Source organism: Promicromonospora sp. NPDC057138, assembly GCF_042670845.1.
Lineage (GTDB): Bacteria > Actinomycetota > Actinomycetes > Actinomycetales > Cellulomonadaceae > Promicromonospora.
Genome location: NZ_JBHUUX010000011.1, coordinates 84,220 through 98,390, shown reverse-complemented (window position 1 = coordinate 98,390; position 14,171 = coordinate 84,220). Strand labels below are relative to the sequence as shown.

15 protein-coding genes are annotated in these 14,171 nt (G+C 71.8%); 5 read left to right on the top strand and 10 right to left on the bottom strand.

The features are described from left to right. Positions 1–16: 16 nt before the first annotated feature. A complete protein-coding gene (locus ACFT2C_RS10205) occupies positions 17–1,177 on the bottom strand; it encodes an FAD-dependent oxidoreductase (protein ID WP_377206926.1) in 1,161 nt (386 codons plus the stop codon). 83 nt (positions 1,178–1,260) lie between these two features. Here ACFT2C_RS10205 and ACFT2C_RS10200 point away from each other — a divergent pair, with 83 nt between their 5' ends. Together ACFT2C_RS10200 and ACFT2C_RS10195 are read left to right on the top strand one after the other, a co-directional pair. Further along, entirely contained in the window at positions 1,261–1,926 is a 666-nt protein-coding gene (locus ACFT2C_RS10200; RefSeq protein WP_377206925.1) for a TetR/AcrR family transcriptional regulator, read from the top strand. A 279-nt stretch (positions 1,927–2,205) separates the two neighbouring features. Further along, the gene (locus ACFT2C_RS10195) at positions 2,206–3,096 is read left to right on the top strand and encodes a GNAT family N-acetyltransferase (protein WP_377206924.1); all 891 of its coding nucleotides are present in this window, start codon (positions 2,206–2,208) and stop codon (positions 3,094–3,096) included. 101 nt (positions 3,097–3,197) lie between these two features. Here ACFT2C_RS10195 and ACFT2C_RS10190 read toward each other — a convergent pair whose 3' ends face one another. After that, the gene (locus ACFT2C_RS10190) at positions 3,198–3,923 is read right to left on the bottom strand and encodes an SDR family oxidoreductase (protein ID WP_377206923.1); all 726 of its coding nucleotides are present in this window, start codon (positions 3,921–3,923) and stop codon (positions 3,198–3,200) included. A 105-nt stretch (positions 3,924–4,028) separates the two neighbouring features. Between ACFT2C_RS10190 and ACFT2C_RS10185 the strand changes: the two genes are divergently transcribed. After that, positions 4,029–4,868: a LysR family transcriptional regulator gene (locus ACFT2C_RS10185; protein ID WP_377206922.1), complete on the top strand. Its 840-nt coding sequence runs from the start codon at positions 4,029–4,031 to the stop codon at positions 4,866–4,868. Between the two features lie 15 nt (positions 4,869–4,883). Here the strand turns inward: ACFT2C_RS10185 and ACFT2C_RS10180 are convergent, their stop codons facing one another. Both ACFT2C_RS10180 and ACFT2C_RS10175 read right to left on the bottom strand, forming a co-directional pair. Beyond that, on the bottom strand, positions 4,884–5,399 hold the full coding sequence (locus ACFT2C_RS10180; RefSeq protein WP_377206921.1) for a nuclear transport factor 2 family protein: 516 nt from the start codon (positions 5,397–5,399) through the stop codon (positions 4,884–4,886). A 46-nt stretch (positions 5,400–5,445) separates the two neighbouring features. Next, on the bottom strand, positions 5,446–6,261 hold the full coding sequence (locus tag ACFT2C_RS10175) for an oxidoreductase (RefSeq protein ID WP_377206920.1): 816 nt from the start codon (positions 6,259–6,261) through the stop codon (positions 5,446–5,448). 112 nt (positions 6,262–6,373) lie between these two features. Here ACFT2C_RS10175 and ACFT2C_RS10170 point away from each other — a divergent pair, with 112 nt between their 5' ends. After that, complete coding sequence (locus ACFT2C_RS10170) at positions 6,374–6,856, top strand: winged helix-turn-helix transcriptional regulator (protein ID WP_377206919.1); 483 nt, start codon at positions 6,374–6,376, stop codon at positions 6,854–6,856. Positions 6,857–6,936: 80 nt separating this feature from the next. Here the strand turns inward: ACFT2C_RS10170 and ACFT2C_RS10165 are convergent, their stop codons facing one another. From ACFT2C_RS10165 to ACFT2C_RS10140, 6 genes are all read right to left on the bottom strand, one after another. Continuing rightward, positions 6,937–7,272: an ArsR/SmtB family transcription factor gene (locus tag ACFT2C_RS10165; protein ID WP_377206918.1), complete on the bottom strand. Its 336-nt coding sequence runs from the start codon at positions 7,270–7,272 to the stop codon at positions 6,937–6,939. Positions 7,273–7,280: 8 nt separating this feature from the next. Then, positions 7,281–8,507 (bottom strand): MFS transporter, encoded by a 1,227-nt coding sequence (locus tag ACFT2C_RS10160; protein WP_377206917.1) that lies wholly within the window; start codon positions 8,505–8,507, stop codon positions 7,281–7,283. Between the two features lie 89 nt (positions 8,508–8,596). Next, entirely contained in the window at positions 8,597–10,030 is a 1,434-nt protein-coding gene (gene chrA, locus ACFT2C_RS10155) for a chromate efflux transporter (RefSeq protein WP_377206916.1), read from the bottom strand. A gap of 30 nt (positions 10,031–10,060) precedes the next feature. Next, positions 10,061–10,492: a chromate resistance protein ChrB domain-containing protein gene (locus ACFT2C_RS10150; RefSeq protein WP_377206915.1), complete on the bottom strand. Its 432-nt coding sequence runs from the start codon at positions 10,490–10,492 to the stop codon at positions 10,061–10,063. Next, a complete protein-coding gene (locus ACFT2C_RS10145; protein WP_377206914.1) occupies positions 10,489–11,022 on the bottom strand; it encodes a Chromate resistance protein ChrB in 534 nt (177 codons plus the stop codon). Before ACFT2C_RS10145 ends, ACFT2C_RS10150 begins: the two co-directional genes overlap by 4 nt. A 177-nt stretch (positions 11,023–11,199) precedes the next feature. Beyond that, entirely contained in the window at positions 11,200–12,234 is a 1,035-nt protein-coding gene (locus tag ACFT2C_RS10140) for a LacI family DNA-binding transcriptional regulator (protein WP_377206913.1), read from the bottom strand. A 130-nt stretch (positions 12,235–12,364) separates the two neighbouring features. Here ACFT2C_RS10140 and uidA point away from each other — a divergent pair, with 130 nt between their 5' ends. Further along, positions 12,365–14,149, top strand: coding sequence for a beta-glucuronidase (gene uidA / locus ACFT2C_RS10135; RefSeq protein ID WP_377206912.1), 1,785 nt, complete (start codon positions 12,365–12,367; stop codon positions 14,147–14,149). Positions 14,150–14,171 lie beyond the last annotated feature (22 nt).

Sequence of the window (14,171 nt, the reverse complement as noted above, 5' to 3'; positions counted from 1 at the left end):
CCGACGGCGGGTCCGGCTAGCGGGCGACGTCCAGTTCGGTTGCGTCGTTGAACTCGGCGTTGCCGTTGAAGAGGTTGACGAGCCCATCGGGAGCTCCGTCACCGAAGATGAGATCGATGGTCTCGTGCGCGGCGACGGCCTCGGCCTCGCTCCGGTGGAACATCATCTCTTCGTAGACCGCGAAGGCGGCTTCGACGTCGTCCGGGTGCGCGGCGATCGCCCCTCCGAGCTCAGCGCCGTCGAGCATGGCGGTATTCGCGCCCTCCCCGCCAGGGACGGTGACGTGTGCGGCGTCGCCGAGGAGCGTCACCCCGGGAACCCGGTCCCACCGGTGGCGGTCGGGGAGCTGATAGATCCTCCGGAGGACGGGGTCGGTCTCGCCTTCGCTGATCAGTGCGGTGAGCTCAGGCGCCCATCCCCCGAACTCTGCCGAGATCCGCGCCCTGGCGACCGCGGCTGCGGTGAAGTCGATGCCCGCGAACCACTCGGCCGGGCGGCTCAGCACGACGTACGTGTGGATGACGTTGCCTGCCTCGCGGTGAGCGAGGAATCCCCGGCCCGGGACGAAGGCGTACAGCGCGCCCGCGCCGACCGCCTCGGCCGTCGCGGCGTGGCGCTCGTCGACGTCGTACAGGTAGGTCTCGACATAGCTCACCCCCGCGTACGTCGGCTTCTCGGCGGAGAGCAGTGCCCGGACTCTCGACCAGGCCCCGTCGGCACCCACCACGACGTCGGAGCGGACGGCCGAGCCGTCTGCGAAGGAGAGCTCGTGCCGGCTCTGGCCGAGCCGGGTGGCCGCGAGGAGCTTCTTGCCCCACTGCACGGTCCCGGCCGGCAGGGATTCCAGGAGGATGCGCCGGATGTCGCCGCGCAGGGCCTCGGGGCGGCCCATGGTGCCGTCGTCCGGAACGTCCGCCAGCACCGTCCCCTGCTGGTCGAGCACGCGTGAGGCCGCACCACCGTGGTGGACGATCGAGCGGAACTCCTGGGTGAGCCCGGCCGCTTCGAGCGCGAGCTGACCGTTGTGCTCGTGGAGGTCGAGCTGGCCACCCTGGGGGCGGGCGTCGGGCGAGGCGTCGGCGTCGTAGACGGTGGCCTGGATGCCGTTGCGGTACAGGACGCGGGCAAGGGTGAGGCCGCCAAGGCCTGCGCCGACGATGGTGACGGGGTTCGTCATGATGTTCCTCTCGAGAGACCAATGGAACGCTGTTCCACTGGATCTAGGTTGGAACACGATTCCAACTCTGTCAAGATGGCCGCATGACCGCGCCGACCCCGCGAAGCCCGCGACGCAGCGACGCCCTCACCCGCGACCGCATCGTCGAGGCGGCCATCGAGATCCTCGACGAGGAGGGCGAGAGCCATCTGACGTTCCGAGCCCTCACGAGCCGCCTGTCGACCGGCGCCGGCGCGCTCTACCACCACGTCGCCAACAAGGACGAGCTGCTCGCCGCGGCGACCGACGGGATCATCGGCCGGGAGCTGGCGGAGGTCCAGGACGACGAAGAGCCGGCTGCGTCGATCCGCGCCACGTCACTCAGGATCTTCGATGCGATCGACGCCCACCCCTGGGTCGGAACCCAGCTCTCCCGGGAACCGTGGCAACCCGCCGTCATCCAGATCTGGAAAGTCCTGGGGACACAGCTCCAGGACATCGGCGTCACCGGATCGGCGCGGTCCGATGCCGGGTCGGCGCTGGTCAACTACATCCTCGGCGCGGCAGCGCAGTACGCCGCGGGAGCTCGGCGCATCCCCGACGATGGGGACCGCAAGGCCCACCTGGAGGCGCTGGCGGCCGAGTGGACACGACAGGACTCCGACCCGCTCGTTCACGAGAGCGCGTCGCTGCTTCCCGAGCACGAGGATCGCGCACAGTTCCTGGTAGGGGTGGACATCTTCCTGGCCGGCATCACGGCCCGCCGATAGGCAGTGCGCGGCGCTCAGCCCACTACTGGTCAGTCGCGCCGCAGACCGGGTCCCACCACCGCGCCGTCATCTCGGCCTCGGCACGGGCGGCGACCAGCGCGGACATGAGCGAGACCTCCTGGTCCCCCGGCCAGCACGTCGAGCGGGAGGCCGTCCAGGCGGCCGCTGACCCGGAAGTCGATCCGCCGCATCCACGAGACCCAGGCCGGCCGCTCGCATGCACGTCGGTCCGCGCGAAAAGCCTCGCGCGACGGCGGCGCGTGGAGGTTGGATCGGCCCATGACCGTCAGCATCAGCGAGCCCGACGTCGACGACCTGAGCGGGATCATCAGCACACTGGGCGAGTGGCAGGACGACGCGGCGCCCGTGCAGCTGCACCCCGGGGACGTGGGCTGGTACTGGAGGTTCGGCGCTCAGGCGACCGCCGCCGCCGTCCGGACCTGGAGCCGGGACGGACGGGTGCTCGCCGTCGGGCTGCTCGACGGCGCCCGGATACTTCGGCTGACGACGGCGCCCGACGTCCGCCGCGACGAGGAGCTCGCGCGACAGCTCGTCACGGACGTGACGACGCCGGAGCACGGGGTGCTCCCCGACGGCGCGGTCAACATCGAGGCACCGCCCGGCGCCCTGGTGAGCGACCTGCTCGCGGACGAGGGCTGGGGCACCGACGCACCGTTCACCCCGCTGCGGCGTGACCTCACCGCCCCCGTGGAGGACGCCGGCGTGCGGGTCGAGGTGGTCGGGCCGGACCGGGTGAGCGAGCACACGGCCGTGCTCCGCGCCGCGTTCGACGGCTCGACGTTCACCGACGAACGCTGGCACGCGATGGCGTCCGGACCGCTGTACGCCGACGCGCGCTGCCTGGTCGCCGTCGACGGCGAAGGCGAAGGCGAAGGCGATGGCGACGGCAAGGTCGTCGGAGCGATCACCGTGTGGTCGGCCGGCCCCGGCAGGCCCGGGCTGATCGAGCCGCTGGGCGTGCACCCGGACCATCGCGGGCACGGCTACGGCAGGGCGGTGACGGTCGCCGGGGCGGCCGCCCTCCGCGAGCTGGGGTCGTCGAGCGCGCTCGTCATCACCGAGAGCACCCGCCCGGCCGCCGTCGCTACGTACGTGTCGGCAGGTTTCGAGCTCCTGCCGGAGCGCCACGACCGGCGTCGGGCCGGTTAGGGCCTGCCGCGACCAGTTCCTCAGCGGCATCGCCATCGTCCTCGACGGCCTCACCGATCTGCGCTGACCCCGCCCGTCCGGGCAGGCCCAGGCAGGTCAGGTCACCAGGGCACGACCCCGTTGTCGTCGAACTGCTGGCCGGTCGGGCCGTCGTCCGACAGGGTCGCCAGCCGGATGGCGACCGCCGCGCCCTGCTCGGAGGTCTGGGTCCCGCTGAATCCGTTGAGGTCGGTCGCCACGTAACCGGGGCAGGCGTTGTTGATCAGGATGTTGGTGCCGCTCAGCTCCTTGGCGTACTGGATGGTGACGGCATTGAGGTAGGTCTTCGTCGGCGCGTAGGCCCCGCTGATCCCCCCGAGGTCGACGCCGGGCGCGGTCTGCAGCGTCAGGGAGCCGACGTGGCTGGACTGGTTGACGATCCGCGGGTGCTCCGAGCGGCGCAGCAACGGCAGCATCGCGTTGGTGACCCTGATGACGCCGATGACGTTGGTCTCCACCAGTCGCCGCACGGTCTCGAGGTCGATGGTCGAGGGTTGCTCCGGCCAGCCACCGGCAACGCCGGCGTTGTTGACCAGGACGTCGAGCCGTCCCGCCCGCTCCTCGATCAGCTGGGCTGCCGCGGTCACGCTCCCGCCGTCGGTCACGTCCAGGGGTACGCCGAACGCGTCGGCACCAGCCGCGCGCAGCTTGGCTACGGCGTCCTCCCGGCGCTGCTCGTCCCGGGCGCCGACACCGACGCTCCAGCCCCGCGCGCCCAGCCCGGCCGCGATCTCGTACCCGATTCCTTTGTTCGCGCCAGTGACCAGCGCGATCGCCTTCTTGCTCATGACAGCGAGCATGCCTGCGCTGGGGCCGGGCACCAACACCATCTCGGTAGCGCAGCAATACCCGAGCGGTATCGCTCTGGCGTCTGCCGTCGTTAGCCTGTGCCGATGGAGATACGTGAGCTGCGGTACTTCGTCGCCGTCGCCGAGGAGTTGCACTTCGGCAAGGCTGCGCAGCGCCTCGAGATAGCCCAGCCGCCCCTCTCCCGCGCGATCGCCCAGCTCGAGCGGCGGCTCGGGATCGCGCTGCTGGAACGCAACAGCCGCAGGGTCACGCTCACCGAGGCCGGAGGAGTGCTGCTGGCGGAAGGGCGCGCCATCCTCAGCGCAGTGACCGCAGCCGAGCGGCGTACCCGACGGGCCGCGGCAGCGCACCCCAGCCTGGTCCTTGCCGTCAAGTCGGGCACAGCCGGCGAGCTGCTGTCGAAGTTGCTCGACGCCTACGCCGCGGAACCCGGCGCGGCCACTGTCGAGGTGCTGCTCTGCGAGGCACACGAGCACCAGCAGCTCCTGCGGGACGGGCAGGCCGACGTGGCACTGCTCCACCTGCCTTTCGACTCGGCAGCCGGGCTCGACACCGAGACCCTCTACACCGAGGGACAGGTCGTCGTCCTGCCGGCCTCACACCCGCTCGCCGTCCGCTCTCAGGTCCGGATGACCGACGTCACCGCACTGCCAGAGCTGCCGATAGCCCGCTGGCCCGGCCGCGACGGCAGCTACCCAGCAGGGCCGGGCGCAGAGGTACGGAACCTGACACAGCTCTTCCAGCTGATCGCGCTCGGCCGCACCACTGTCATCCTTCCCGAGTCAGCCAGCGCCGACCTGCGCCGGGACCTCGCCGCCGTGCCGGTCCTGGACGCCCCGCCCGTGACAACGGTGATCGCCTGGCCGCCGCACAGCCGCCTTCGTGCAGTTGCTGACCTGATCCGCGTTGCGACACGTCCCTGACCAGGACCGGCTCTCTCAGGTCCGCCTGGCCCCGGGCTTGGTCCGGGGGACCACGCTGCGGTCTCCGAAGGTGACCATCGCGTGTATCGGCGCCGCGCTGGCGCGCAGGAGCGTGGCGAGGCCGCGGCGGCCCTGTCCGCGGGCGAGCGCCGGGCCCAGGGTGGTCATCAGGGCGGTGAGGGCCGGCATAGGACGCCCGAAGAGCGTGATCTCCGCGATGCGCGCCTCGTCGTCGAAGCGCAGCAGCTGCGCCTCCTCGAACGGCTGGCCCGCCACCCGCGCCCGGTAGACCAGCGCGTACGTGTCGCCCTGGCCGGTCTGGGTGTGGAAGCGGATGTCCTCGATCGCGACGAACGCCGAGCCCAGGAAGTCACGTAGCTGGTCGGATCCCTCGAGCCGGAACTGGTCGGTGAGCGGCGAGCTGAGCACCACGTCCGGGCTCAGGCAGGCGACCGCGGCGCCGACGTCACCGCTCTCCGCGGCGGCGCGCCAGCGGGCGACGGTGGCGGCGGAGTCTGAAGTGTCTGGCACGGTCTTCTCCTGGTTTCGACAGCGTGGGTTCGTGGGACGGCGGAGGTCAGCCGGCGAGCTGGTTCATCTTGCGGATCTGGCTGTCGAAGATCCCGGCGGGGGCGAGGCGGCGCAGGACGCTCGCGCGTCCGGCCAGCGTGCCGGCGGTGTAGCGGAGCTTCGGCTTCGGGTCCGTCGCCGCCGTGACGATCACCTGGGCGACGACGGCGGGGTCGTCGCCGTCCTCGACCGCCGCCGTCATCATGCGGCCGAAGGTCTGCCGCTGCTGCGCGTACACCTCCAGCGGCAGGTCGGGCTGCGTGCTGTTGGCCTCGAACCCGGTCCTGGTGTAGGCGGGCTCGACGAGCAGCGCCCGGACGCCGTACTCCCGGACCTCGTGGTCCAGGGACTGGGTGTAGCCCTCGATCGCGTGCTTGGAGGCGCCGTAGACGGCCATGTAGGGCGCGGGGATGAAGCCCTGCACCGACGAGAGGTTGATGATGCGCCCGCGCCCCTGGGCCCGCATGTGCGGCAGGACCTCCCGCACCATGCGCAGGACCCCGAAGACGTTGATGTCGAACACCGCCTGAGCCTGCGCGACGGAGCTCTCCTCGGCCGCGCCGATCGAGCCGACGCCGGCGTTGTTGACCAGGACGTCGATCCGTCCGAACCGGTCGATCACCTGCTTGACCACGGCGGCGGCCGATTCGTCGCCGGCCACGTCGAGGTCCAGGAAGGTCACACCGTCGAGCGGGGTGGCGCGCGAGACGTCGCGGCTGGTGCCGACGACGTGGAAACCCGCCTTGACCAGCCCGAGCGCGGCCTCCTTCCCGATACCGGAGGACGCACCTGTCACGAGGGCCACGGGGCGAGCTGTCGTCATGTTGAACTCCTGGACTCACGAGGAAGCCACCGAGTTGTGATTTCCTACCGACTGGCGGCAACGGTAGACCAGGTGAGTTGGAAATGGCAACACACTCGCCTATGGTGAGTTGATGAGCGAACCCGATACCAGCACCGACACGTACCCCGGCGTCCGCATGTCCGAGCTGCCCCTGGAGGTCCGCCCCTGCTCGCTGGCCGCGGCGATGGACGTCATCGGCGAGCGGTGGTCGCTCCTGGTCCTGCGCGAGATCGGGTACGGGGTGCACCGCTTCGCCCGGATCGCCGGCTACACCGGGGTGTCCCGCGACATCCTCGCCGACCGCCTCCGCAAGCTGGAGGCAGCCGGCGTCATCGAGCGACGCCAGTACAGCGAGCACCCGCCCCGGTACGAGTACCACTTCACCGAGGCGGGCGAGGAGCTGTTCCCGGTCACGCTCGCCCTGTCCCAGTGGGGCGACAAGTGGGCGGTGGACTCCCCGCCCCTCACCCGTCGGCACACCTGCGGCGAGCCGGTCCAGGTCGACCTGGTCTGCCACCACTGCGGCCAGCCGGTCACCCGCGACAGCATCCACGCCGAGCTCGCGGACGCCTGACCTATCGCGTCAGCAGCGCCTGCGCCGCGGCAGCGCTCGTGGCCGGACGTCGGGCGGGCCCGCTCGCCCTGCTGTCCCGCTCAGCGGTGGTGGGGCGGCACGTCGTAGAGCATGTGCTCGGTGTGCTGCAGCACGTTGGCGACCAGGGCCGCCACGTGCTCGTCGGGCTGCCCGTAGTAGATGGTGGTCCCGTCCCTGCGGGAGGTGACCAGGTGGCCCGCACGCAGCTTCGCCAGGTGCTGCGAGACGCCGGCCCCGGGGCGGCCGAGCGCTTCGGCGATCGCCGTCACCGACATCTCCGTGCCCGCGAGCATGGCCAGGATCGCCAGGCGCGTACGGTCGGCGAGGAGCCGCAGGACGTCGACGGCATGGTCGAGGTCCGCCTCCGGGGGCGTGGTGCGCTGGGTGGTGGCCACGAACGACATCATCGCATCCGGGCGACGGCGGGCCACAGGCGCGCGGCACCGAGCGTGGCGGCGCCGGCGATCCCCGCCAGGACCAGGGCGGTGGCGCTCAGCCCGGCCGTACCGAGCCAGCCGGCCAGCGGGTAGGTGATCAGCCAGCACGCGTGGGACAAGGAGAACTGAGCGGCGAAGGCGTCGGGCAGGTCGGCCGGAGGCACGTTGCGGCGGATGATCCGCCCGACCGGGGTCTCGACCGACGACCAGCCCAGGCCGACGAGAAGCCAGAGCAGACCCACGGCGACCAGGCCCCGGACCGGCTCGCCGATACCGAGCGCGAGCGGCGCGAGCCCGACGGCGGCGGTCAGCGCCACGGCGCCCGTGAGCATCGCCCGCCGTTCCGGCACGCGACGCAGGACGCGCGGGAGCAGGAACGCGGCGGCCATCGACCCGACGCCGTTCGCGGCCAGGAGCAGCGGGACGACGTCCTCGCTCCGGCCGAACGTGGTGCGCACGATCACCACGGTCTGCACGAGGACGAACGCGCCGGCCGCGGCGACGGTGAGGTTCAGCAGCAGGACCGGGCGCAGCGTGCGGGTGCGGAAGAAGAGCTCGGCCCCGCGCCGGGCGCGGCTGCCGAACGGCAGCTGGGGCCGCGTGCCGGCCGTGCTGTCCCCGCCCCGCCGGGGGACGACGGTGGCGACGACCAGCAGCGCCGACCCGGCGAACCCGACTGCGGTCCCGAAGAACAGTGCCGAGGAGGGGATCAGCAGCAGGAGCGCCGCGGCGAAGACCGGCGACAGGATCGACTCGAGGTCGTACGCCAGACGCGACAGGGACAGGGCGACGGTGTAGTCGTCCTCGTCCTTCAGGACGTCGGGGATCACGGACTGGAACGTCGGCGTGAAGGTCGCCGACGCCGCCTGCATCACGAAGATCAGCACGTACACCTGCCAGACCTCGCCGACGAACGGGAGCGAGGCGGCCACCACGAGGCGCAGCACGTCCGCGCCGATCAGCACCCACTTGCGCGGCAGCCGCGCGACCGCCGCGGCGGCCAGCGGGGCCACGACCACGTAGGCGACCATCTTGATCGCCAGCGCCGTGCCGAGCACGCCGCCCGCATCGGCCGGGCTCAGGTCGTACGCCACCAGGCCCAGCGCGACCGTGGCCAGGCCGGTACCGACCAGCGCCACGACCTGGGCGGCGAACAGGCGGCGATAGACGGCGTGGGCAAGGACGCGCAGCATGCGGCCATCCTGCGCTTACCTGCGCGTGTGCGCAAGTTCGCATGAATGCGGATATGCACGGAGCCCCGGCAGAGCGGAGGCCCGGCGGATCAGAGCACTCCCGCGAGCCCGAGCGCCAGGCCGACCACCGCACAGACCCCCAGCGTCCGCAGCACCGACCAGCGCGCCACGAACAGCAGCAGCGCGGCGAGGACCGCGATCCCCAGGGCGGCGGGCTGGAGCGTGGTGAGGTCGGGGACGGTCAGCCGGAACGGCCCCGCCGTCCACGTGCTGGAGGACGCGAACAGGGTGTGAATCGTGAAGTACAGCGCCAGGTTGGCGATCACGCCGACCACCGCGGCGGTGATCGCGGCGAGCGCGGCAGACAGCGTCCGGTTGCCGCGGAGCCGCTCGACGTAGGGCGCGCCGAGGAAGATGAACAGGAACGACGGGACGAACGTGACCCAGGTGGTCAGCAGCGCACCGAGCAGCGCGGCGGCCCACGGGTCGAGGTCGCCGGGGTTGCGGTAGGCGCCGAGGAACGCGACGAACTGCACCACCATGATCAGCGGCCCGGGCGTGGTCTCGGCCAGCGCCAGGCCGTTGGTCATCTCGCCGGGAGTGACCCAGGCGTAGGTCTGCACCGCCTGCTGCGCGACATAGGCCAGCACGGCGTAGGCGCCCCCGAACGTCACCAGTGCGCTGCCGGAGAAGAACAGGCCCTGCTGCGTGAAGACGCTCCCGGTGCCCGTCGCCAGCGCCACGACGACGACCGGGAGGAACCAGGCCACCAGGCCCAGCACCAGCACCCACAGCGTGCGACGGCCCGACGGTCGCTCGGCGTGCAGCGAGTCGTCCGGGATGAGGGGCGCCGGGCCGTCCGCCTGGTCGCGGCGCGGGGCGGTCGCGATCCAGCCGGGCACGAGCCGGTGCACGAGCCAGCCGATCACGCCGGCCCCGAGGACCACCAGCGGGAACGGGACCGCGAACAGCGACAGCGCGACGAACGCGGCCACCGCGAGGACCACGAGGGCGGGGCTGGTCAGGGCGCGCCGTCCGACGCGGAACACTGCCTGGACCACGATGGCCAGGACCGCGGGGGCCAGGCCGGCGAACACCGCGGAGACCACCGTGGTCTCGCCGAACGCGACGTACACCGCGGACAGGACCAGCAGCGCGAGCATCCCCGGCAGCACGAACAGCCCGCCCGCGACCAGGCCACCGCGCCGCCCGTTCAGCAGCCACCCCGTATAGACGGCGAGCTGTTGCGCCTCCGGGCCGGGCAGGAGCATGCAGTAGTTCAGGGCGTGCAGGAACCGGCCCTGCCCGATCCACCGCTTCTCGTCCACCAGGGTGCGCTGCATGACGGCGATCTGGCCGGCGGGGCCGCCGAAGGTCTGCCAGGAGATCGCGAACCACGCGCGCACCGCGGTGCGGAACGGGATCAGGTCGCGCGCGGTTCCGCCTGGCACGGACGCCGGACCGGACGCAGGCCCGGACGCAGGATCCGGCACGGCGGGAACGTCGTGGTTGTCGGTGGTCATCTCACTCCAGCAGTCGGGCGTGGGGCGCGGTCAGGCCGGGTCGCGGCCCAGCAGATAGGCGCGGTGGAAGTACTCGTACAGCCCGTCGAACAGCGGTCCCGACACGGCGAGGGTGCGCTCGTCGTCGCCGGTCATGGACAGCCCGCGCAGGATGACGTCCAGGCCGGGCGCCTCGGGTGCGTCGTACCGCTCGTCGTCCAGGTCCGCCTCGTGGACGATCTCGCCGATCCGCACCAGCACCGGGTCGGCCAGCTCGTAACGGACCAGGAACGTCTCGAAGCTGCAGCGGTGACCGTGGTGGCCCAGCTCGACGCCGCGCATGTCGAACGGCGTCGCGTCCGGCGGGACGCCGGCGGCGTCGGACACGAACAGGAACTCCGCGCCGGGATCGATGAACCGCCCGATCAGCCAGGCGCAGGCCGCTCGGTCGATGTGCACGCCCGCACGGGTGGCCCACCTCATCGCGCTCCCCCGTCCGCCCGGGACTTCCGGCCCGCGCGGCTCGGCCGCACGGACGAGCGCGACAGGCCGTCCGGGCCGACGCCGTCGGCCAGCTCCCGGAGGGCGGCCGCGGCCAGGTCGCGCTCCGGCGGCGGGAAGAAGTCCCGGCGGCTGATCTCACGGTTCCTGCGGCGCAGACCCGTCAGGGCACGACGCCGCTCGTCCGCGTCGCCGCTGAGCACGCGCCGCACTGCCGACTCCAGGTCCCGGTACTCCTCGGCGCGAGCCGCCGCCATCGCCGTCGCCAGGCCCCGCTCCTGCGCGTCCGTGGCCGGGCGCGCCAGCCACACGCTGGCGGCGCCGCCCCGCTCGACGACATCCTCGGCCGCCCATTCGACCTGCTCACGAGTGCGCGCGTCGGCGGGCAGCGCGACCAGCCCGTCGGAGATCTGTGCCACGCCGAGCCGCTTGAGCCGCCGCCATACCGCGACCCGCGGAGCCGACGGCTCGCGTGGCAGCCGATAGCTCAGGAGTACCCATTCACCCGCCATTGCTTGATGTAACCACGGTTACACCAAGCGGTGCAAGACGCCGATTTCGGGCTCTGACGCCGGTCAGGACGTCCACCACGACGAACGCCGCGAGGGCGTACCCGACCAGCGCGCCAGCCTCGGCGACGTGTCCGCGTCACACGAGGCCACGCCTCCGCCCACGGCTCGCGAGAACGGTCAGCGTGCGCGACCCGAGCTCTGCCGGGGCACGAACTCGGTCTTCGCCGGCTCGTGGGTCCCGGGATCCACGCGGCCGATCAGGACCTGGACCGCGGCCTCGCCCAGCGCGCCGAGCGGAACGCGAATCGTGCTCAGTCCCGGCGTGACGAGCTCGGCGCCGAAGATGTCGTCGAACCCAACGATGCTCAGGTCACCCGGCACGTCCAGCCCGCCGGCCTGTGCTGCGCGCAGCAGACCGATCGCGATCAGGTCGTTGTAGGCCACCAGCGCGCTGACGCCGGCGGCCCGCACCCGCCGCAGCGCGTCGCGTCCGCCGACGAGGGTCGGTTCGGTGGTGGGGATCTCCACGATGTGCATGCCGCGCTGCGGGGCCTCCTCCATCAGCACCTCCCAGCGCCGGGTGTTGATCCAGGAACGGGCCGGACCGCTGAGGTAGCCGATCGAGCTGTGCCCATGCGTCTGCAGGTGGTCCAGCGCGGCGGACAGACCGGTGCGCACGTCGACGACGACCGAGGCGATGCCCGGGACGGCACGGTTGATCAGGACGAGCGAGGTGTCCTGCGAGATCGCGGTCAGGGCCTCGTCGTCCAGGCGTGGCGCGGCCAGCACGAGACCGTCCACGAGCGGCAGCACACGCTCGACCGCGTTCGACTCCGCCTCACCGGACTCCTGGGACTCGGCCAGGACCATCGTGTACCCCGCCTCGCCGGCCGCCCGCTCGGCGCCACGCACCAGGTCGAAGTACACCGGGTTGGTGAAGTCGGTGATGATCAGGCCGAAAGTCTGGGTGCGACCGGTCGGCAGTGCACGGGCCATCGGGTTCACCCGGTAGCCGAGCTCCGTGGCCGCTTCCTGGATCCGCCGCTCCATCCGCGCCGACATCCGCCCCGGCTTGCCCAGCGCACGCGAGACGGTCGACGGGCTCACCCCCGCGTGCCGCGCGACGTCGTAGATCGTGACCGCGCCACGGCGACCGATTGCCACGGACTCCTCACCCTCCTCGCTCGCTGCCTTCTCGATGTCCGCGTTCACGCGCCCCATCGAACCACAGCCCTACTGCCACCTGACTCTACGACCGAGGGTGGCTCGCACCAGAATTCTTGGCAACCGGTTGACACGAATGCTGACCGTGTGGTCGGCTTTGGCGACGAAGGAGGCATCGATGCTCAAACCTCAGATCTCAGCGACCCGCGAGCTGCTGACCCTGGACGGGCTGTGGCGGTTCGCCGCGGGCGACCTCGACCACGCTCCAGGCAGCCGGTCCTTGCCCGGCACGCTCGAGGCTCCGGTGCCGGCCAGCTACAACGACCTGTTCGTGGAGCCCTCGCTGCGCGAGCACGTGGGCTGGGTCTGGTATCAGCGCACGGTGCGGGTGCCGCGTGGGTGGACGGGCCAGCGGGTGTTCGTCCGCGTTGACGCCGCCACCCACGCCGGGCGGGTCTACGTCGGCGACCGGCTCGTGGTCGAGCACGTCGGCGGGTACACCCCGTTCGAGGCCGACATCACCGACCTGGTGAGCCCGGGGGCGGAGTTCCTCGTGACGATCGGCGTGGACAACACCCTGACCAACGAGACCATCCCGCCCGGCACCGTCGAGGTGACCTCGACCGGGGCACGCCGCCAGCGGTACCTGCACGACTTCTTCAACTACGCCGGCCTGGCCCGGTCGGTCGCCCTCTACAGCGCACCGGCCGACCGGATCGGCGACCTCACGGTCACCACCGACATCGACGGCACCACCGGCGTCGTCCATGTCGAGAGCGCCGTGACCGGCGCCGGCACGATCCGCCTCCACCTGGCGGACGCCGCCGGCGACGTCGTCGCGCGTGCGGACGGGACCAGCGCCGACCTCCGGGTCCCGGACGCGCTCCTGTGGGGACCCGGCAGCCCGAACCTCTACACCCTGCGCGCCGTCCTGGAGCACGACGGCGTCCTCGGCGACGAGTACGTCCTCCCGGTCGGCATCCGCACGGTACGGGTCGACGGGCTGCGACTGCTGGTCAACGACGAGCCGGTCTACCTGACCGGGTTCGGCAAGCACGAGGACACCCCGGTACGCGGCAAGGGGCACGACGACGCCTACCTGGTGCACGACTTCGCGCTCATGGGCTGGACCGGCGCCAACAGCTTCCGCACGTCGCACTACCCGTACGCCGAGGAGGTCCTGGAGTACGCGGACCGGCACGGCTACCTCGTCATCGACGAGACCGCCGCCGTCGGCCTCAACCTCAACATCGGCGGCGGCATCTTCGGCAGCAGCGGGACCGCGACCTTCTCCCCCGACACGATCAACGACCGCACGCAGGCCGCGCACGCGCAGGCGCTGCGCGAGCTGGTCGCGCGCGACAAGAACCACCCGTCGGTGATCCTCTGGTCGGTGGCCAACGAGCCGGCGTCGAACGAGCCCGGCGCCCGCGACTACTTCGAGCCGCTGATCGCGCTGACCCGTGAGCTCGACCCGTCCCGGCCCGTCACGTTCGTCAATCTCGGCATGGCGACGCCGGAGACCGACCGGGTCGCCGACCTCGTCGACGTCATCTGCCTCAACCGGTACTTCGGCTGGTACGAGGACACCGCCGACCTGGCCTCCGCCGAGGCGCACCTGGAGGACGAGCTGCGCCGGTGGCAGGACCAGTACGGCCGCCCGCTGATCATGACCGAGTACGGCGCCGACGCCGTGGCGGGCCTGCACGCCGTCCACACCCAGCCGTGGACCGAGGAGTACCAGCGCGACGTGCTCGACCTGTACCACCGCGTGCACGACCGCGTCGAGGCGGTGGTCGGCGAGCAGGTATGGAACTTCGCCGACTTCCAGACCTCCTCGGCGATCTTCCGCGTCGACGGGAACAAGAAGGGCGTCTTCACCCGGGACCGCCGGCCCAAGGCCGCCGCCCACCTCCTGCGCGCGCGCTGGACCGCGCAACAGCAGCAACAGCAACAGCACTGACCCACGCCAGCGACCTCCACAG